Below are 19,536 nucleotides of genomic sequence, written 5' to 3' on the forward strand. Positions count from 1 at the left end.
CGCGTGAGCAACGCATAAGTGCTGCCCGCTTTCAACGGGTTGTCGGCGAGCCGTGATTGGCGTTTTGTCGCCACTCACCGATTCGTTTTGCATTCCAATTCCGAGTTCGACCGTGACCCCGCCCCCCAGCGCGGCTGCTGCCGCGCGGCTCGACGACGTGCCGACGACGCTGCAGGACAAGCCGCAGCCAAAGCGCAAGCGCGCGCCCGCGCGCGCCGACCGGCCATTCCGCGGCATCGCGCTCATCCTGCTGTCGACCGTGTTCCTCGGCACCTCGGACGTCACGGCGAAATATCTGTCGAAGACCTTGCCGTCGGTCGAGATCACCTGGATCCGCTTCGTCATCTTCTCGCTGATCATGGTGCCGGCGATGATTCCGGGCTCGCCGCTGTTTGCGATGCGCACGGAGCAGCTCAAGTTCCAGCTGCTACGCGGCATCGCGCTGCTCGGCTCGTCGCTGATGTTCATCACCGGTTTACGCTACCTGCCGATCGCCGAGGCCTCGGCGACGGGCTTCGTCGCGCCGCTGTTCGTCACCGCGCTGTCGATCGTCTTCCTGAGCGAGAAGGTCGGCCTGCGCCGCTGGATCGCCACCGCCGTCGGCCTGTGCGGGGTGCTGATCATCCTCCGGCCCGGCACCGGCGCATTCCATCTCGCCGCGTTGTTCCCCATCGTCTCGGCCTTCGCCTGGGCCTGCACGTTGATCATGACGCGCATGATGAGCGGGCGCGAGCACGCGATCACCATCATGACCTATTCGTCGATCGCGGGCGTCTGCGTGCTCTCGATGATGGTGCCGTTCGTGTGGGTCACGCCGTCCTGGCAGGACATCGCCTTCGGCGTGCTGGTCGGCGTCGCCTCGACCATGGGGCAGTGGATCGTCGTGCTCGCCTTCCGCTATGCAGATGCCTCGGTGCTGGCGCCGTTCTCCTACACCCAGCTGCTGTGGGTCAGCATCCTCGGCTTCCTGGTATTCGGCGAGCTGCCGGACGTCTGGACCATCGTCGGCGCCGCCTTCATCGTCTCCAGCGGCCTTTACACCGCCCATCGCGAGCGCGTCCGCCGCTCGCAACTGCTGCAGGTCGCCGGCGAAAGCTCGCCGAATCCCTGAGCGGCGCTCTGTCGCTCGGCCTCCTCCCCGAAATGAGACTGTGCGGCTTGGAGCCTGCGCCCGCCGATGCTACGGGTGCGCTGAGCAACAAGAACAACAGGGGAGCACGCAGCCATGATCGATCTCACGCCCGAATCCGTCCTGCCGGACGACGGCGCCAGCGGAACGCTGGTCGGCCGCATCTGGCGACCTGACGTCGATGGCCCGGCGGTGGTGGCCGTGCGCGATGACGGCGTGTTCGACGTGACCTCGGCTTTCCCCACCGTCAGCGCCCTCTGCGAGCAGGATGATCCGGCCGCGGCGCTGCGAGCGATGAAGGGCGAGCGCATCGGCGATCTCGCCGCCATCCTCGCCAACACCTCGCCCGATCGCCGCGATCCCGCCAAGCCATGGCTGCTGGCGCCGGTCGATCTGCAGGTGCTGAAGGCCGCCGGCGTCACCTTCGCGATCTCGATGCTGGAGCGCGTGATCGAGGAGCGCGCGCGCGGCAACCCGGCCTCGGCCGAGGCGATCCGCAAGGAGGTGGTGCGGCTGGTCGGCGACGACTTCTCCAAGCTCAAGCCGGGCTCGGACCAGGCGATGCACCTCAAGCAGGTGCTGATCGAGCAGAATGCCTGGAGCCAGTATCTCGAGGTCGGCATCGGTCCCGACGCCGAGGTCTTCACCAAGGCGCCGACCTTGTCGTCGGTCGGCACCGGCATGGATGCCGGGCTGCATCCGAAATCGACCTGGAACAATCCGGAGCCGGAGGTGGTGCTCGTGGTGTCCAGCCGCGGCGCCATCGTCGGCGCCACGCTCGGCAACGACGTCAATCTGCGCGACTTCGAGGGCCGCTCGGCGCTGCTGCTGTCCAAGGCCAAGGACAACAACGCCTCCTGCGCCATCGGCCCGCTGCTGCGCCTGTTCGACAAGAGCTTCACGCTGGATGATGTGCGCAAGATGGACGTCGCGCTGAACGTGACCGGCAGCGATGGCTTCGTGCTCGACGGCCATTCCTCGATCAGCAAGATCAGCCGCGATCCGACCGATCTCGTTTCTCAGACCATCGGCGCCGTGCATCAATATCCCGACGGCTTCGCGCTGTTCCTCGGCACGATGTTCGCACCGGTGAAGGACCGCGATGCGCCGGGGCAGGGCTTCACCCACAAGCGCGACGACATCGTCACGATTTCAGCGCCCCAGCTCGGCCGCCTCGTCAACCGCATGCGCAACAGCGACGAATGCGAGCCGTGGACGTTCGGCGTCGGCGCGCTGATGCGCAGTTTGGCCAGGCGCAAGCTGATCTGAGGCACGCGGCCTCCACACCCCCCGCTGTCATTCCGGGGCGCGCGAAAGAGCGAGCCCGGAATCCATACGCCGCAGCGCGCGTGAGGAATAGCCTAGGACGTCTCATAGCACTCAGTCGTCATCGCCCGGCTTGACCGGTCGATCCAGTACGCCGCGGCCTGAATGGGTCCACCGAGAGGCCGCGGCGTACTGGATCCCCGCTTTCGCGGGGATGACCGCGGTGGTCTGGGAGCCTTCTGAACCCAAATCCATGCCGTGCGGCGGTCCTCGACGGCAGGGGCGGCTTCACACGTGCCCCGACGCCATCTGCCCGGCAGCGCGGCGGGGGCGCTCCTGCAACGACGCCTGCTCGCCCAGCGCGCGCTCGCGGACCAGCGACAGCGCGTGATCGCGCTCGGCGGCCGTGCTGCGGCGCGGCTCGGCGGGACGGCGCAGGCCGAGATCGTCCTCGATCGGATCCTTCGGCACCAGCGACAGCGCGCGCTCGAACGGATCGACCGAGGCGTCGCGTGGGCTCTTGCCGCTGTCGCGGCTGGGCTCCGGCTCCGTCGGCCGCCGCGCCACCAGCGTCTTGATGCGTCCGATCAGGCCTGACGGCGCTTCCGGCGGGGCCGGGTCGAACGGATCGGCGTAGAACGTCGCGCCGGCCTTTTCCACCATGCCGGCGAGCGCGCTCACCATGCGCGGCGAGCCGCAGGCATAGACCACGTCGGAGGCGGTCAGCGTCGGCATATGCGGCTCGATGCGCCCGGTGCGGATCGAGGCGTGATTGATCGGGCCTTCCTCCACGGTCGGAATGATCGTGACGTTCGGCAGTCGCGCCAACTGCGCCAGGATCGGCGTCATGTAGAGCTGCGGCAGCTTCTTGGCGCCGGCGATGATGACCATCGGCCGGCTCCGCTGCTCGCGTAGCGCCATCGCCGCGATCGCCCAGATCGGCGCAAAGCCGGTGCCGCTGCCGACGAGGATCAGCCGGCCGGTCCCGCCGGGGCGCAGGAACGCATGACCATACGGCCCCTGGATGCGCAGCCGATGCCCGGGACGGATGCCGCTGCCGAGCGCCGTCGTCACACGTCCGCCGCGCACGCGCTTGATGTTGAGATGGATGACGCGGCCGCCGATGCGGCCGTCGAACGACGCCGTCGGACTGTAGGCGCGCGCCGGATAGCCGTTGAAGGTGAACTTGAAGTACTGCCCCGGCAGATAGCTGATGCTTTTCTCCGGCGCGATCATCAGCTCCATGATGTCGGGCGCCACCTCGCGCAGGCCGACGAGCCGCGCCTTGCTGATGTCGATCTCAGGCACGTCCTCCATCTCGACGTCGAGATCTGACACCACGCGCGCCTGGCACGCATAGATCATGCCCTGCGTATGCGTCTCGCCGCAGACCGTCTGGCCCTTGGAGACGTGGACCATGCAGGTGCCGCAGGTGCCGGCGCGGCAGTCGAACGGAATCTCGACGCCGTTGGCGAGCGCCCCATCGAGCAGCACGTCACCCGCGCGGACGCGGAACTGGCGGCCTTTGACGGTGACGGTCCTGAAGTTCGACATGATCAACTCCTCGATCGAATACGCGATGACTGTGTTGGGGCTTGTGCCGCGCGATCACGCCTTGCCGGGTGAGACGCGGATCAGGTTCTTGTTGGTCGTGCTCTCGAACCGGCTCGACCAGTAGTTCGACGCCATCACCGGCCGCTTCAGCCAGCTCACCTTCGGCGAGCGCAGCACCAGGAACCAGAAGAAGAACGGCGTCGTGACGAGATGCGAGACCAGCGGAAACCAGTCCGGCAGCAGCGAGGCCGGGCCCGGCAGGCGGTACCAATAATAGGTGCTGATCGCAGTCGCCGCGAAGATGCGATGCATCCGGGTGCGGGTGGCGGGCTTGTAGCGCAGCAGGTGCTCGCCGATCCGGAACAGGATGTAGCTGATGATGGCCGCACCGAACGGCCAGACATAGGCCGTGATGATCTCGGCGCTGCCGACCTGCTGCGGCGGATAGTCCGGCACCTGGAACCAGCCCCACACGAAGCCCGGAAAGCTGCCGGTCAGGAAGCTGCCGAGAAACTGCTGGACCTTCGTCGGCACGCCCGCGGTCGGCGTGAGCTCCGGCGTCGAGTCGGGGCAGGGATTGCTGCAGGCCTCGCAGATGTTGCAGCGGGCGTTCTTGAAGGTCAGCGCCGGATTGGTGCCGTAGAGCCGCTCCACGGGGTGGATCGGGCACAGCGAGGTGCACCAGCCCGAGCGCATCTCGAACACCGAGCCCATCGCGAACGCCATGAACGCAGCCGACAGCAGCATGACCGCCGTCAGCGGGCCGTCGACATTGAGTCCGATGCGTCGCATCGGCACCACGATGAAGAGAAGCGTCACGCTGATCACCGCGAGCGTCGCCGCGCCCCATTCCGGCATCCGGATGTTCTGCGAGATCCCCATCTTGTTCGGCAGCAGATGGAAGGTCGCCATCGGGCAGATGTTGCGCCACAGCCCGGGCGAGATCGTCACCAACGCCGGCGCGACCGGAATCAGCAGATTCCACATCAAGGCGATGCCGAGCGCGGGAAAGAACAGCAAGAGATTCACCAGCAGAACGCCGACGACCAGCATCACCGTCTGCATCGTCAGCCAGAACCGCCGCTCGCCGCGCCCCGTGCTGCGGCTGCCGGGCTGCGCGGCCGGCTGATATCGGGCGGGAGCCACGTTCACGGCCACATGGGTGAGCGGCCGGGTCTGTCGTTGGTACGAAGCATAATCGTGTTGAGCCGAACGTTGAGCGCTGTTGTTTCGCATTGCTTTCCAGGACGCTGGTTTCTCTGTACGGGCGCGCTGGTGTGACGACGTCGGGCCGGACGTGTTGGTCCGCCGTGCCTGTTAGTTCGCGTCATCAGCGCATGCTGTGCCGCAGAATCTGACGGCGAGATGTGGCGCTTTTTGACGGCCAATATGGACGTGTCTGGGCCATGCTGCGGTAGGCATGCGGCCGTTTGATCTGGATCAAACCGAGGAACATCAAGGATTTGATTGGAAGCGGGAGATGTTTTCCCGAGGCGTTTGATCTGGATCAATGACGGCCTTGGCCGTGACAGATCGCAGGCGCGATCAAGGCTTCGCTCGCGCTGAGAGGGGTGGGGGAGGGGCAGCCGCGCGCACCAGCCCAGCGGAGAGTCTCCCCTGATCCTGATTGCATCTGCCGATGCAATCAGGCCTCTCCCCGCACGCTGGGAGAGGCCGGCGGTGCGCGTGGCGACCCGACGGGCAAATCAGATTGCCTGCGCAAATCCTGTCCAGCCCCCGGATGAAAAATAAACCGCTTGGCGACTTCGTGAAATCAGCATTATGCTCCCGCTCATTCCGTTGCGTCGGAGGGGACGTATCGCGGTCGTCATGGACGTCGGCAGCGGAATGCGATGGGCGTGTGTCGTTGCAGCGTGATCAGTCGCGCGGACGAACAATAATGCACGCACGGTCAAGTCGCGCGGTCCTGATATCCCGACGCTGATATCAAGCGGGTGACGATGCCTCAGCGTGTCGCGCTCGTGATGGTGGCCAGAAAGCCCGGCGCACCAGGGAGAACGCGAAGCAGCCGTCAAAACCATCGCGCGGGGAAGGCCGGGCGTTCTCGGCCAGACCTGTGGTACCTGCCGCCTGCATTCTTTCTCGCAGGCGGGCCACGGGCGCGGCCAGCGCCCAGCCTTCCCTGCGCCCTTCACTTCCAAAAGGGCGATGAGATCAGCATGACCCGGGCGAAGTGCGTCGCGGGATCGCGAACACATGTGATGAAGACGCGTGTGGAAATCCCGAGCTCGTGTGGCGACTCAGATGCTTGTGGCAATTCCGTCGACACGACAATGGTCGTCATTCCGGGACGCGACGCGCAGCGGCGCGGGTCCGGAATCCATACGCCCGATCGTGGTTATGGATTCCGGGCTCGCGCTCCGCGCGCCCCGGAATGACGGAGGAAAGGTATGGGCTCGCGCCCGCATCCTCAATGCAACAGGCGACACATCGCTCGCGGGAGCCGAGCCGCCTCGGTCCCCACCGCTGTCGTCCCGGACAAGCCCGGCAACGCAAAGCGTTGTCGGGCGCCGACCCGGGACCCATACCCCCTGGGAGGAGTTTGTGGCTGGATGGTCATTGGCCTTTTCGCGCCTCACAACCGCCGCGGAGTATGGGTCCCGGCGTTCGCCGGGACGACGGCGGTGGGCGAGGAGCCGGCGTGCGTCACACCGGCAGTGCAATCGAGTACTTCACCTGGCTGAGCGCAAAGCTCGACTCGATCGAGGCGATGCCGTCGAGTCGCGTCAGCTTCGTCTTCAGGAACGCCTCATACGACGACAGATCCGCCGCTACCACGCGCAGCAGATAGTCGCGGTTGCCCGTCATCAGATAGCACTCGAGCACCTCGGGCCAGGCGGAGATGGCCTTTTCGAACCGCTTCAGATCCTCCTCCTTCTGCCGCGCCAGCTTGATCGAGATGAAGACCGAGACGTGCAGCCCGAGCGCCTTCTGGTCGACGGTCGCGAGATAGCGGGTGATGACGCCGCGCTCCTCCAGCAGCTTGACGCGGCGGTGGCAGGGCGAGACGGAGAGGCCGACCTTGTCGGCGAGCTCCTGCATGGTGATGCGGCCGTCGGCCTGGAGGTGGCCGAGGATCTTGCGGTCGATGGCGTCGAGGTCGGGCATTGGGATAGGGTGCCGGAAAGGGTCAATCTGGTGGGAAAATATCCCAATAATGGCCCGGCGTGCGCGAAAATTTGAGAATTATGGCCGCCTTGGCAGGATTAAAGTCAACGAATCCACCGAACGCCCCTGGGAGCCGCGCGCCATGGCCAAGCCATCTGCATTGACGCCATCCGCATCGTCAGACCGTCTCGCCATCCTGAACGCGCTGACCCGCAAGGCGCTGTGGCTGTCGTCCTGGACCATCCACCACGCCAACCACATCCGGCCGAACGTCGACGGCCTCAAGGTCGGCGGCCACCAGGCGTCCTCGGCCTCGCTCGCGACCATCATGTCGGCACTGTACTTCTCGGTGCTGCGCCCCGAGGACCGCGTCGCGGTGAAGCCGCATGCGAGCCCGGTGTTCCACGCCATCCAATATCTGTTCGGCCGGCAGACCAGGGAGAAGCTGGAAAACTTCCGCGGCTTCAAGGGCGCACAGTCCTATCCGTCGCGCACCAAGGATGTCGACGATGTCGACTTCTCGACCGGCTCGGTCGGCCTCGGCGTCGCGCAGACGCTGTTCTCCTCGCTGGTGCAGGACTACGTCAAGGCGCATGGCTGGATGAAGGACCGCCGCGAGGGCCGCATGATCGCGCTGGTCGGCGACGCCGAGATGGACGAGGGCAACATCTTCGAGGCGCTGGCCGAGGGCTGGAAGCATGGCCTGCGCAATACCTGGTGGATCGTGGACTACAACCGCCAGAGCCTCGATGCCGTGGTGCGCGAGGGCCTTTGGGAGAAGTTCGAGACCATGTTCCGCAATTTCGGCTGGGACGTGGTGATCGTGAAATACGGCCGGCTGATGCGCGAAGCATTCGCCGAGCCCGGCGGCGAGTCGCTCAGGCGCTGGATCGACAATTGCCCCAACGCGCTCTACGCGGCGCTGTGCTTCCAGGGTGGTGCTGCGTTCCGCAAGCACATCCAGGACGAGATCGGCGACCAGGGCGACGTCACGCGGCTGCTCGACAAGCGCAGCGACGATGAGCTGCTGGCGCTGATGTCCAATCTCGGCGGCCACGACATGGCGAGCATGCTGGAGGCCTTCGAGTCGATCGATCACGATCGTCCGGTCTGCTTCATCGCCTACACCATCAAGGGCGTCGGCCTGCCGTTCCAGGGCCACAAGGACAACCATGCCGGCCTGATGACGGTCGCGCAGATGGAGACCTGGCGCGCGCAGCAGAACATCCGCCCGGGCCATGAGTGGGACAAGTTCGAGGGCCTGACGCAGGACGCGGCGACTTTGGAGGCGTTCTTGGCCTCCGTGCCGTTCAACCGCGATGGCCGCCGGCTCGACGATGCCGTCTTCGATGTGCCGGAGCGGCTGACCTTCACCGCGGCGGCGCAGATGTCGACGCAGCAGGGTTTTGGCCTGATCCTCAACGATCTCGCGCGCAGCGACACTGCGCTCGCCTCGCGCATCGTGACGTCGTCGCCGGACGTGACCGTCTCGACCAATCTCGGCGCCTGGGTCAACCGCCGCGGCCTGTTCGCGCATGCCGAGAAGGCCGACCTGTTCCGCAGCGAGAAGATTCCGTCGACCTTCAACTGGGCGGCGTCGCCGAAGGGCCAGCACATCGAGCTCGGCATCGCCGAGATGAATCTGTTCATCATGGCCTCCGCGCTCGGCCTGTCGCATTCCATCAACGGCGCGCGGCTGCTGCCGATCGTGACCTTGTACGATCCCTTCATCGAACGCGGCCTCGATGCGCTGAACTACGCCTGCTATCAGGATGCCCGTTTCATGGTGGTCGCGACACCGTCGGGCGTCACGCTCGCGCCGGAGGGCGGCGCGCACCAGTCGATCGCGACGCCGCTGATCGGCATGGCGCAGGACGGCTTGTCGTCGTTCGAGCCGGCTTTCGTTGACGAGCTTGCCGCGATCATGAAATGGGGCTTTGCCCATATGCAGCGTGAGCCGGGCGAGGGCGGTTCGGTGTACCTGCGGCTGTCGACCCGCCCGGTCGACCAGCCGCAGCGCATCATGACGCCGGAGATGGAAGCGGACATCGCCGCCGGCGCCTATTGGCTGCGCAAGCCGGGACCAAACGCGGAGGTGATCATCGCCTATACGGGGACGGTTGCGCCGGAAGCAATCGAGGCCACCGGGCTGATCGGCGAATCCCGCCGCGATGTCGGCCTGCTCGCGATCACCTCGGCCGACCGCCTGCACGCCGGCTGGACCGCGGCCCGCAGCCTGCGGCGGCATCGCCGTGGCGTGCAGCATCTCAGCCATATCGAGCAGTTGCTGGCGCCGCTGCCGCGCGATTGCGGCATCGTCACCGTTATCGATGGCCATCCGGCGACGCTTGGCTGGCTCGGCTCGGTGCGCGGCCATCGCGTCGAGGCGCTGGGGGTGGAGAAGTTCGGCCAGACCGGCACGATCGACGATCTCTATCGCCACAATGGCATGGACGCGAACGCCATCATCGATGCCGCCGAGAGCCTGACCGGCGCGCCGGTCCGGCATCGCAAGATGGCGGTGTGAGGGCGGGCCGAAAGCGAGGACGCCGCCCCCTCACCTGGGTGAAGGAGACGGCGTCGCAACTTGGATCAAATGTCTACGTGCTGAAAGACTACGCAATAAGAACTGGAGAAAGTATCGGTTCTGAAATCGTGTCCGGCGTCCTTTCGAGATGCCGTCATATCTATGACGAGGAGATTAGCCACGGCGATCGGACGGCGATGTGAAGCAGTTCACATCTCGGAAATGAATCTTCGAGCTGGAAATTCTGCCATCCGGAATGATGGCCGGCCGGAGGCGAAACAGGGGAGCCGTGCTTGCTGCGGCGCAAAATGGAGCGGCGACGAAACGCAGGCGCCTCGGCTTGCGCCGGTCGCGGCCTTGCTCCTATATCCGCGGGACGCAACCCCGGTCCCCGCATGTGGCGGGTTCATCCCGCGGATCGCGCGTGCCAGGATGCCGGTCCGCGCGCAGCCGCTCCCCCATATGCTTCCACCTGAAGAGGTTTTCCGATGGTCAATCGCCTGCAATTCTACATCGACGGCGCCTGGGTCGATCCGGTCGTCAAGAAGTCCACCCCGGTCGTCAATCCGGCGACCGAAGAGGCGATGTACGAGGTTGCGCTGGGCTCCAAGGCCGATGTCGACAAGGCGGTGGCCGCCGCCAAGCGCGCCTTCGAGACCTTCTCGCAGACCTCGCGCGAGGAGCGCGTCGCACTGCTCGAGAAGATCATCACGATCTACAAGGGCCGCATGAAGGAGATCGGCGCCGCCGTCTCCGACGAGATGGGCGCGCCGCTGCCGATGGCCGAGAAGCTGCAGGCCGGCGCCGGCCTCGGCCATCTGATGTCGACGCTCGACGTGCTGAAGAAATACGAGTTCGAGGAGACCTTGCCGTCGTCCGTGGTGGTGCGCGAGCCTGTCGGCGTCGTCGGCATGATCACGCCGTGGAATTGGCCGCTCAACCAGATCGCCTGCAAGGTCGCGCCCGCGCTCGCCGCCGGCTGCACCATGATCCTGAAGCCGTCGGAGTTCACCCCGACCTCGGCGCTGATCTTCGCCGAGATCCTGCACGAAGCCGGCGTGCCGAAGGGCGTGTTCAACCTGATCAACGGCTTGGGGCCGGAGGTCGGCGCCGCGATGAGCGAGCATCCCGACATCGACATGATCTCGTTCACCGGCTCGACCCGCGCCGGCATCGACGTCGCCAAGCGCGCCGCGCCGACGGTCAAGCGCGTCAGCCAGGAGCTCGGCGGCAAGTCGCCGAACGTGATCCTCGAAGGCTCCGACCTGAACAAGGCGGTCATCGGCGGCGTCATGCACATGTTCAACAACTCCGGCCAGTCCTGCAACGCGCCGTCGCGCATGATCGTGCCGGCTGCGCGGATGAAGGAAGTGGCCGCGATCGCCAAGGGCGTCGCCGACAAGACCAAGGCCGGCGATCCGCGCGGCGAGGGCACCACCATCGGCCCGGTCGTCAATCGCGGCCAGTGGGACAAGATCCAGGCGCTGATCAACAAGGGCATCGAGGAGGGCGCGACCCTCGTCGCCGGTGGTCCGGGCCTGCCCGAGGGCGTCAACAAGGGCTTCTATGTGCGTCCGACGATCTTCGCCGACGTCAAGCCCGAGATGACGATCTCGCGCGAGGAGATCTTCGGGCCGGTGCTCGTCATCATCGGCGCGCAGGACGAAGCCGAGGCGGTGAAGATCGCCAACGACACGCCCTATGGTCTCGCCGGCTACGTCACCGCGCCGACGATCGAGAAGGCCCGCGAGGTCGGTCGCAAGATCCGCGCCGGCAACGTCAACCTGCAAGGCGTCCCGAACGACCGCACCGCGCCGTTCGGCGGCTACAAGCAGTCCGGCAACGGCCGCGAATGGGGCCGGTTCGGTCTCGAGGAGTATCTCGAGGTCAAGGCCGTCGCGGGCTACAACGCGGCTTGAGTTGGCTGCTACAAATACAATGTCGTCCCGGCGAACGCCGGGACCCATAACCACCGGCCGACGCTTTGATGCAGAGCGTCGGCCACACGGGCTCAAACAGGCATCACGCGGTATGGATCCCGGATCGCGTTCGCTTCGCTCACTTGTCCGGGACGACGTGTGGTCAGCCGCCCAGCGCGCCCTGCGTATTCACATAGAGCGCGTAGATCGACTGGCTGGCGGCCATGAACAGGCGGTTGCGCTTCAGGCCGCCGAAGCAGACATTGGCGCAGCGCTCGGGCAGGGCGATGCGTCCGATCGGCGCGCCGTCGGGCGCGAACACCATGACGCCGTCGAGCTCGGGCGAGCCCATGCCCCAGCCGCACCAGAGATTGCCGTCGACGTCGCAGCGCATGCCGTCCGGCGTGCCCGGCCCGGCATCGATGTGGACGCGCTTGTTGGTGAGCTTCGTCCCATCGGCGGAGACGTCATAAGCGAGGATCTTGCGCGTCGGTTGCCCACGGGATTCGACGATGTAAAGGATGGATTCATCGGGCGAGAAGCACAGCCCGTTCGGCCCCAGCACCCCCTCGGCGACGATGGTCGCCTGGCCGGTGGCGCCGTCGATGCGGTACACGTGGGTGTCGATCTCCGGCTCGGCCTTGTAGCCCTCGTAATTGCCGAGCAGCCCGAAGCTCGGGTCGGTGAACCAGATCGAGCCGTCGGATTTCACCACGACGTCGTTCGGCGAATTCAGCCGCTTGCCGTCGAACGAGTCCATCAGCACCGTGATGGAGCCATCATATTCGGTGCGGGTGACACGTCGGCCGCCGTGCTCGCAGGTGACGAGCCGGCCCTGGCGATCCCGGGTGTTGCCGTTGGCAAAGCTCGACGGCTTCCGGAACACCGACACCGCGCCGGTCTCCTCCTCCCATTTGAGGATGCGCTGGTTGGGAATGTCGCTGCACAGCAGATAGCGCCCGTCGCCGAACCACACCGGCCCCTCGGCCCAGCGCAGGCCCGTGGCCAGACGTTCCACGGCCGACAGCTTGAGCCAGTACTTCTCGAAGCGCGGATCCAGCGCCTGGATCGCCGGATCGGGATAGAAAGTGGCAGGGCGCCAGCCCTGCGCGTGAGCGTTTCCGTCGGACATTTGGCTGGTCCCGTTATTGTGCCCTGGCGATCTCTGCTATCATCGGCTTGTCACGACCGCAAACCTGCGGACCCAACACGAGGGATGAAATGCCACGTATCTTGATGACCGGTGCGAGCGGAGGAATCGGCACGTCTTTGCGGAAGCTGCTGCCGCCGATCTATCCGGACCTTCTGCTCAGCGACCTCAAACCGCCGGCCGATCTCTCCAGCCAAGAGACCTTCAAGGCGGCCGATCTTGCCGACCTCGCTCAGGTCGAGGCGCTGTGCGAAGGCGTCGACGGCATCATCCATTTCGGCGGCTATTCGGTCGAGGGCCCGTGGAACGATATCCTGCAGGCCAACATCATCGGCGGCTACAACCTGTTCGAGGCGGCGCGCCGCAATGGTGTGAAGCGCGTGGTGTTCGCGTCGTCGAACCATGCCGTCGGCTTTTATCCGCGCCACCGCAAGATCGACAACGACGTGCAGCCGCGCCCCGACGGCCGCTACGGCGTCAGCAAGGTGTTCGGCGAGGCGGTGGGCTCGCTCTATGCCGACAAGCACGGGCTGAAGGTCACGTGTCTGCGCATCGGCAATTTCGGCGAGAAGCCGCTCGACAAGCGGAGGCTGTCGATCTGGCTGAAGCCCGAGGATCTCGTCCAGCTCTGCCGCATCGGCCTGGAGCATCCGGACATCCATTTCGAGGTGCTGTACGGCGCCTCGCTCAACGAACGGGCCTGGTGGGACAACCAGCGCGCCTATGATCTCGGCTATCGCCCGACCGGCCGCGCCGAGGATTTCCGCGAGCACGCCATGGCCGAGCAGGCCAAGCTGCCCGCCGATCCGATCGGGGACTATTTCCAGGGCGGCGCGTTCTGCACCACGGAGTTCGACGCCGACACCAGCCGGATCATCGACTGGGGTTAGTTGGAGGCCGTCATTCCGGGGCGCGTCCGCAGCACGCGAATCCGGAATCTCGTTGTGAGAGCGTAAGACAATGTCTGGATTCCGGGTTCGCGCTTCGCGCGCCCCGGAATGACGTAGAGAATGAAAGAGAAGACCATGACCGATGGCCTGCGCAAGGGACTGACCGCTTACGGCGATGCCGGATTCTCGCTGTTCCTTCGCAAAGCTTTCATCAAGGCGGCGGGCTATTCCGACGACGCGCTCGACCGCCCCATCGTCGGCATCACCAACACCTACAGCGACTACAACCCCTGCCACGGCAACGTGCCGCAGATCCTGGAAGCCGTGAAGCGCGGCGTCATGCTGTCGGGCGCGATGCCGTTCGTGTTTCCGACCATCTCGATCGCCGAGAGCTTTGCGCATCCGACCTCGATGTATCTGCGCAATTTGATGGCGATGGAAACCGAGGAGATGATCCGCGCGCAGCCGATGGATGCGGTCGTCGTGATCGGCGGCTGTGACAAGACGCTGCCGGCGCAGATCATGGCCGCGGTGTCGGCGGATCTGCCGACCGTCGTCATTCCCGTGGGACCTATGGTGGTCGGACATCACAAAGGCGAGGTGCTCGGCGCCTGCACCGACTGCCGCCGTCTGTGGGCCAAGTATCGCGCTGGCGAGATGGACGACAGCGAGATCGAGGCGGTCAATGGCCGGCTCGCGCCGTCGGTCGGCACCTGCATGGTGATGGGCACGGCTTCCACGATGGCCTGCATCACCGAGGCGCTCGGCCTGTCCTTGCCGATGAGCGCGACGATCCCGGCGCCGCATGCCGAACGCTTCTGCTCGGCCGAAGCCAGCGGCCGGGTCGCGGCCGAAATGGCCAAGGCGAAGGGGCCGCGGCCCAGCGAGTTGCTGACGCCGTCTGCCTTCAAGAATGCGCAGGTGGTGCTGCAGGCGATCGGTGGCTCGACCAACGGCCTCGTGCATCTCGCCGCGATCGCTGGCCGCACCCCGCACAAGATCGATCTCGACGCCTTCGACCGCATCGGCCGCGAGGTGCCGGTGCTGGTCGACCTCAAGCCGTCCGGCGATCACTACATGGAGCACTTCCACCACGCCGGCGGCGTGCCGAAGCTGATGCAGCAGCTCGGCGATCTCATCGATCTGGACTGCCGCTCGATCACCGGTCAGTCGCTGCGCGACATCGTCGCTGCGGCGGAGGATGTGCCTGGGCAAGATGTGATCCGCTCGCGCGCCGACGCGATCAAGCCGGAAGGCGGCCTTGCAGTGCTGCGCGGCAATCTTGCTCCGCGCGGCGCCGTCATCAAGCATTCGGCCGCGAGTCCCAAGCTGCTGCAGCACACCGGGCGCGCTGTGGTGTTCGAGTCGGTCGAGGACATGACCTTGCGGGTCGATGATCCCGATCTCGACGTCTCGGCTGACGACGTGCTGGTGCTGCGCAACGCCGGGCCGAAGGGCGCGCCGGGGATGCCGGAGGCGGGCTATCTGCCGATCCCGAAAAAGCTCGCACGGTGCGGTACCAAGGACATGGTGCGGATCTCGGACGCGCGCATGAGCGGCACCGCGTTTGGTACGATCGTGCTGCACATCACGCCGGAGTCTGCCGTCGGCGGTCCCCTGGCGCTGGTCCGGACCGGTGACATGATCCGTCTCGACGTTGCCAAGCGGAGCATCGATCTGCTGGTCGACGACGCCGAGCTCGACCGGCGCCGCGCTGCACTGACGGCTGCCGCGACGCCCGACTGGGCGGAGCGCGGCTATGCGCATCTGTTTCATGAAACGATTCTGCAGGCCGATGACGGCTGCGATTTCGACTTCATGCGGCGGAAAGGGAAGGGGCAAGGGAAGGGGTGAGCGCAGTCCTACTTTCCTTTGCTGGTGAACCGCTTCACGGCGGCGCGGAATTCATCCGTGTGCATGCAATTGATGATCGCATCGCGCTCCGCGGCCAACTGGTCCTCGACCGAGCTGGTCGGCGCCCGATGGATCAACGCCTTGGTGGCGGCGATGCCGGCCGGCACGTTCTGCGCCAGCCGCTGCGCCAGCGCGTCCGTGGCTGCGGCGAGCTCGGACCCGGGGACGACCTTGGCGACCAGGCCCCACTCATGGGCTTGCGCGGCCGTGAAACTGTCCTCGGCCAGAAAGATCTGCAGCGCGCGCCGGACACCGGCGGTGGCGACGACCCCGACGGTGCCGCCGCCATCGGGCGAAACGCCGAGCTTGGCGTAGGCCGGCGTGAAGCGGGCCTCTTCGGCTGCGATGCAAAGGTCGGCGGCGAAGGCAAGCGACATCCCGGCGCCCGCAGCAGATCCGTGAACGCTGGCGAGTACGATCTTGGGCATGCGCCGCAGGCTGGCGATGAAGGCGTGATAGTGATGCAGCAGTTCGCTGACCACGGGTGTGATCGTATCGGCTTCGGCCGCGGCGCCAATCGTCTGCAGGTCACCGCCGGCGCAGAAGGCACGCCCTTCGCCCTTCAAAACAAGCACCCCGATGCTCGGATCCGCCTCGACTTGCGCCGCGAGCTGCTGCAGGCGCTGCGCAATGGCGAGGTTGATGGCGTTGAACGCGGCCGGACGGTCGAGCGTGATGGTCGCGATCGGGCCCTCGATGCTCAGGCGGGCAGGTTCCGCTTCTGCGTCCGACATTCAATCCTCCCTCGTATGGTTGTTGCCGCATTTAAAGCGCACAGCGGGCCGGTGACAATGCCGGGGAAGTCTGCGACAACCCGGCACGGCTGGCATGACGGGAGGTAAACCCGCAGCAGACAAGGCGTGCAAACACGGGATACGGACAGAATGGGGCAGGACGCAGTGACCAAGGGACCGGTTGTGATCGTAGGCGCGGGGCATGCGGGCTTTCAGCTCGCGACCTCGCTGCGTCAGGCAGGCTTTGCCGATCCCATCCATTTGATCAATGACGAGCCGCATCTGCCGTACCAGCGTCCGCCGCTGTCGAAGGCGTATCTCAAGGGCACCGGTGGTCCCGAGACGCTGATGTTCCGGCCGCAGAAGTTCTATGCCGACCAGGCCATCGACCTCGTCTACGACCGTGTCGTCTCGGTTCAGCGCGACCAGCGCAGGGTCCTGCTCGCCTCCGGCAGGACGCTCGACTACGGGCACCTCGTGCTCGCCACCGGTGCGCGCAACCGGCTGCTCGACATTCCCAACGCCAATCTCCCCGCTGTGCGCTATCTGCGTATTCTCGACGACAGTGAAGCGCTCAGAAGCTTGCTCGGCGATGCCAAGCGTGTCGTCGTCATCGGCGCCGGCTTCATCGGCCTCGAATTCGCGGCGACCGCGCGTATCAAGGGCCTCGAGGTCGACGTGCTCGAACTCGGCGCGCGGGTGATGGCGCGGGCCGTCACGGCGGAAATCTCCGACTACTTCCAGAAGCAGCATGCCGATGCCGGCGTGCGCATTCATTTGGGTGTGCAGTCCACCAGCATCGAAGCCGATGGCAACAAGGTCACCGGCGTCAGCCTCAGCGACGGCCGGCATATCCCGGCTGATCTCGTCGTAGTCGGCGTCGGCGTGCTGCCGAATGTCGAGCTCGCCGCGGACGCCGGACTGCAGGTCGCCGCGGGCATCGTGGTCGACGAGTACCTCCTGACCAGCGATCCGCACATCTCGGCCATCGGCGACTGCGCGCTGTTTACCAGTCAGCGCTTCGGTGGCACCTTGCGGCTCGAGTCGGTGCAGAACGCCACCGATCATGCCCGCTGCGTTGCCGCGCGGCTGACGGGCGACGTCAAGCCGTATGACGGCCAGCCGTGGTTCTGGAGCGACCAGGCCAACGACAAGCTGCAGATCGCGGGGCTCACCACGGGCTATGATCAGGTCGTGCTGCGCGGGGATCCGGCGCAAAAGGCATTCTCCGCATTCTGCTACAAGGAGGGCCGGCTGGTCGGCATCGAATCCGTCAACCGCGCCGGTGACCACATGTTCGGCCGCAAGCTGCTGGCTGCGGGCGGCACGATCGATGCGGCCAAGGCTGCTGATCCCGGCTTCGACCTGAAGAGCGCTCTCGCCTAGAGGGCCGCGCGGACCTCCTCCGCCGTGGGCATCGAGGGGCCGGCGCCCATCCGCTGCACGGAGATGGACGCCGCAACGTTGGCGTAGGCGATCGCATCCGCGATCGCAGCGCCCTGCGAGAGCCGCGCCGCCAGCGCGCCGACGAAGCAGTCGCCGGCGCCGGTGGTGTCGACCGCCTTCACCGCGCGGCCTTCGACCAGCCTGCCGTCGCCGCGACACACGGCGATCGCGCCGCGCGGGCCGAGCGTGACGCAGACCGTCTGGTCTCGGCGAGGTATCAGCGCCTTCACGGCTTCCGTCACCTGCTGCGGAGAGGGCGCGTCGCCGAGATCGACACCAGCCAGGAAGCCGAGCTCCGTCTCGTTGAGCACGAGCACGTCGACCAGCGCGAAAAGCGCGCCGTCGAATGCGCTGGCTGGGGCCGGGTTGAGGATCGTGGTGGCGCCCGCTGCCTTGGCACGCTGGAAGAACGAGGCGATCGTGGCTTGCGGGATCTCGAACTGGCTCACCGCCACGTCGCCCGCTGTCAATTCCACCTGAGCCACATCGTCTGCCGAGACCTCCGCGTTCGCGCCGGGAATCACGACGATCGTGTTGTCGGCATTCGCCAGCGTGATGATCGCCGTGCCGGTCGATGCGCTCGCGCTGTCCTTCACCGCCGAGAGATCGATGCCCTGGCCGGCGAGAAACGCGCGCAGCTGCTCGCCGAACGCATCGGCGCCGAGCCGGCCGATCAACAGCGTCGGCGCGCCGAGCTTGGCCGCGGACACGGCCTGGTTGGCGCCCTTGCCGCCGGGGAAGTACATCACAGACTGTCCCGCAACGGTCTCGCCGATGCGGGGATGGCGCTCGGCCGTTGCCACGACATCCATGTTGATGCTGCCGGCGACGACCACGCGCCCCATCGGTGTTCTCCCTGATCAGCCGCTAGACGCGGGCCTCGAATTCCTGCCTGACAAGCTCGATGTCGGCGAGCGTCGGCAGGCCGGCTTCGTTGCCGAGCTTCTGGATCTTGAACGTCGAGGCCGCGCGGGCGAACTCGAAATGCTCCTTCCAGCCCTTCGCCGGGTTGGCGAGATACGAATACACATAGGCGCCATGGAACACGTCGCCGGCGCCATTGGTGTCGATGACGCGCTCGCGCGGGATCGGATAGGCGGGCAGCGTGTGCACCGCGCCGAGCTCGTCGTACCAGAGCAGGCCTTTCTCGCCCTGGGTGACGCCGCCAATGCGGCAGCCGCGGCCCTTGAGGTAGTCGAGCATCTTCTCCGGCGTGAGGTCCATCTGCTCGCACAGTCGCTCGGCGACGATGGCGACGTCGATATATTCGAGCAGCTCATGCGTGTTGGTGCGCAGGCCGCCGCCGTCGAGGGATGTGAGGATGCCGGCCTCGCGGCACAGCTTGGCGTAATGCAGGGCGGCGTCGGGCTGATGGCCATCGACGTGGAGCGCCCGGCAATTGCCGAGATTGAGCAGCGGGAACGGGTGAATGTGGGCATCGTCGCGGCAGCGCACGATGGCCCGCTTGCCGTCCTTCGGCATGATGAAGGACAGCGAGGAGGCGTTGACCTTCCGTGGATGTACGGAGATGCCGTACTTCGCGGTCATGTCCTGGAACATCCGCCCGAGCCAGTCATTCGCAATCGTGGCGATCAGGTCCGGCACGATGCCCAGCTTGGCGCAGCAAAATGCCGCAGTCACCGCATTGCCGCCGAACGACACGGCGTAGTCGGAGGCGACGTGCTTCTCGTCTCCGGTCGGCATATGGTCGGTGATGAACGTAACGTCGATGTAGGTCTGTCCGATGAAAAGGGCCTGCATGGGCATTTCTGTCTCACTAAGGGGTGATCGCGGCCCCGGCGCCGCAGATTAGCAAGCGGTTAAGGCGGATCAACGCTGAAATTCTTCGTCAAATCGTCACCATGGTGGTTGAGATCG

Annotated in this window: 14 protein-coding genes; 7 read left to right on the top strand and 7 right to left on the bottom strand. The window is 66.0% G+C overall.

Annotated features, from left to right (window positions below; all coding sequences use genetic code 11):
- The first annotated feature begins 157 nt into the window (after positions 1–157).
- Positions 158–1,111 carry a DMT family transporter gene (locus tag QX108_RS20750; protein ID WP_315782942.1) on the top strand — a complete coding sequence of 318 codons (954 nt, stop codon included), beginning with the start codon at positions 158–160 and terminating at the stop codon, positions 1,109–1,111.
- Between the two features lie 114 nt (positions 1,112–1,225).
- A complete protein-coding gene (locus tag QX108_RS20755) occupies positions 1,226–2,398 on the top strand; it encodes a fumarylacetoacetate hydrolase family protein (protein ID WP_315782669.1) in 1,173 nt (390 codons plus the stop codon).
- Between the two features lie 285 nt (positions 2,399–2,683).
- On the opposite strand, the gene QX108_RS20760 is transcribed toward QX108_RS20755, so the two are convergent.
- The 3 genes from QX108_RS20760 to QX108_RS20770 form a co-directional block, all read right to left on the bottom strand.
- Entirely contained in the window at positions 2,684–3,949 is a 1,266-nt protein-coding gene (locus tag QX108_RS20760) for a 2Fe-2S iron-sulfur cluster-binding protein (RefSeq protein ID WP_315782667.1), read from the bottom strand.
- A 54-nt stretch (positions 3,950–4,003) separates the two neighbouring features.
- Entirely contained in the window at positions 4,004–5,107 is a 1,104-nt protein-coding gene (locus QX108_RS20765; RefSeq protein ID WP_315719115.1) for a ferredoxin, read from the bottom strand.
- A gap of 1,509 nt (positions 5,108–6,616) precedes the next feature.
- Positions 6,617–7,078: an Lrp/AsnC family transcriptional regulator gene (locus tag QX108_RS20770; RefSeq protein ID WP_006613390.1), complete on the bottom strand. Its 462-nt coding sequence runs from the start codon at positions 7,076–7,078 to the stop codon at positions 6,617–6,619.
- A 142-nt stretch (positions 7,079–7,220) separates the two neighbouring features.
- Here QX108_RS20770 and QX108_RS20775 point away from each other — a divergent pair, with 142 nt between their 5' ends.
- Together QX108_RS20775 and QX108_RS20780 are read left to right on the top strand one after the other, a co-directional pair.
- Positions 7,221–9,605 (top strand): transketolase, encoded by a 2,385-nt coding sequence (locus QX108_RS20775; protein WP_315782665.1) that lies wholly within the window; start codon positions 7,221–7,223, stop codon positions 9,603–9,605.
- Positions 9,606–10,093: 488 nt separating this feature from the next.
- Entirely contained in the window at positions 10,094–11,524 is a 1,431-nt protein-coding gene (locus QX108_RS20780) for an aldehyde dehydrogenase family protein (protein WP_315719117.1), read from the top strand.
- 163 nt (positions 11,525–11,687) lie between these two features.
- Here QX108_RS20780 and QX108_RS20785 read toward each other — a convergent pair whose 3' ends face one another.
- Positions 11,688–12,656: an SMP-30/gluconolactonase/LRE family protein gene (locus QX108_RS20785; RefSeq protein WP_315782663.1), complete on the bottom strand. Its 969-nt coding sequence runs from the start codon at positions 12,654–12,656 to the stop codon at positions 11,688–11,690.
- Positions 12,657–12,745: 89 nt separating this feature from the next.
- Between QX108_RS20785 and QX108_RS20790 the strand changes: the two genes are divergently transcribed.
- Both QX108_RS20790 and QX108_RS20795 read left to right on the top strand, forming a co-directional pair.
- Complete coding sequence (locus tag QX108_RS20790) at positions 12,746–13,564, top strand: NAD(P)-dependent oxidoreductase (RefSeq protein WP_315782661.1); 819 nt, start codon at positions 12,746–12,748, stop codon at positions 13,562–13,564.
- Between the two features lie 135 nt (positions 13,565–13,699).
- The gene (locus QX108_RS20795) at positions 13,700–15,418 is read left to right on the top strand and encodes an IlvD/Edd family dehydratase (RefSeq protein ID WP_315782940.1); all 1,719 of its coding nucleotides are present in this window, start codon (positions 13,700–13,702) and stop codon (positions 15,416–15,418) included.
- Positions 15,419–15,426: 8 nt separating this feature from the next.
- On the opposite strand, the gene QX108_RS20800 is transcribed toward QX108_RS20795, so the two are convergent.
- The gene (locus QX108_RS20800) at positions 15,427–16,212 is read right to left on the bottom strand and encodes an enoyl-CoA hydratase/isomerase family protein (RefSeq protein WP_315719120.1); all 786 of its coding nucleotides are present in this window, start codon (positions 16,210–16,212) and stop codon (positions 15,427–15,429) included.
- A 150-nt stretch (positions 16,213–16,362) separates the two neighbouring features.
- Here QX108_RS20800 and QX108_RS20805 point away from each other — a divergent pair, with 150 nt between their 5' ends.
- Positions 16,363–17,598 (top strand): NAD(P)/FAD-dependent oxidoreductase, encoded by a 1,236-nt coding sequence (locus tag QX108_RS20805; RefSeq protein ID WP_315782659.1) that lies wholly within the window; start codon positions 16,363–16,365, stop codon positions 17,596–17,598.
- On the opposite strand, the gene QX108_RS20810 is transcribed toward QX108_RS20805, so the two are convergent.
- The gene (locus QX108_RS20810) at positions 17,595–18,503 is read right to left on the bottom strand and encodes a ribokinase (RefSeq protein ID WP_315782657.1); all 909 of its coding nucleotides are present in this window, start codon (positions 18,501–18,503) and stop codon (positions 17,595–17,597) included. The two genes, QX108_RS20805 and QX108_RS20810, sit on opposite strands and share 4 nt — an antisense overlap.
- Positions 18,504–18,525: 22 nt before the next feature.
- Positions 18,526–19,419 (bottom strand): sugar kinase, encoded by an 894-nt coding sequence (locus tag QX108_RS20815; RefSeq protein ID WP_172134149.1) that lies wholly within the window; start codon positions 19,417–19,419, stop codon positions 18,526–18,528.
- Between the last annotated feature and the right edge of the window lie 117 nt (positions 19,420–19,536).

The organism is Bradyrhizobium sp. SZCCHNR1002 (assembly GCF_032381435.1).
Classification (GTDB): domain Bacteria; phylum Pseudomonadota; class Alphaproteobacteria; order Rhizobiales; family Xanthobacteraceae; genus Bradyrhizobium; species Bradyrhizobium aeschynomenes.

What these genes read in the sequence shown, in the direction of transcription:
- QX108_RS20770 (WP_006613390.1), bottom strand. Translation starts at nt 7,078, where the DNA reads ATGCCCGACCTCGACGCCATCGACCGCAAGATCCTCGGCCACCTCCAG.
- QX108_RS20780 (WP_315719117.1), top strand. Translation starts at nt 10,094, where the DNA reads ATGGTCAATCGCCTGCAATTCTACATCGACGGCGCCTGGGTCGATCCG.
- QX108_RS20755 (WP_315782669.1), top strand. Translation starts at nt 1,226, where the DNA reads ATGATCGATCTCACGCCCGAATCCGTCCTGCCGGACGACGGCGCCAGC.
- QX108_RS20795 (WP_315782940.1), top strand. Translation starts at nt 13,700, where the DNA reads ATGACCGATGGCCTGCGCAAGGGACTGACCGCTTACGGCGATGCCGGA.
- QX108_RS20810 (WP_315782657.1), bottom strand. Translation starts at nt 18,503, where the DNA reads ATGGGGCGCGTGGTCGTCGCCGGCAGCATCAACATGGATGTCGTGGCA.
- QX108_RS20800 (WP_315719120.1), bottom strand. Translation starts at nt 16,212, where the DNA reads ATGTCGGACGCAGAAGCGGAACCTGCCCGCCTGAGCATCGAGGGCCCG.
- QX108_RS20805 (WP_315782659.1), top strand. Translation starts at nt 16,363, where the DNA reads ATGGGGCAGGACGCAGTGACCAAGGGACCGGTTGTGATCGTAGGCGCG.
- QX108_RS20785 (WP_315782663.1), bottom strand. Translation starts at nt 12,656, where the DNA reads ATGTCCGACGGAAACGCTCACGCGCAGGGCTGGCGCCCTGCCACTTTC.
- QX108_RS20775 (WP_315782665.1), top strand. Translation starts at nt 7,221, where the DNA reads ATGGCCAAGCCATCTGCATTGACGCCATCCGCATCGTCAGACCGTCTC.
- QX108_RS20760 (WP_315782667.1), bottom strand. Translation starts at nt 3,949, where the DNA reads ATGTCGAACTTCAGGACCGTCACCGTCAAAGGCCGCCAGTTCCGCGTC.
- QX108_RS20790 (WP_315782661.1), top strand. Translation starts at nt 12,746, where the DNA reads ATGCCACGTATCTTGATGACCGGTGCGAGCGGAGGAATCGGCACGTCT.
- QX108_RS20815 (WP_172134149.1), bottom strand. Translation starts at nt 19,419, where the DNA reads ATGCAGGCCCTTTTCATCGGACAGACCTACATCGACGTTACGTTCATC.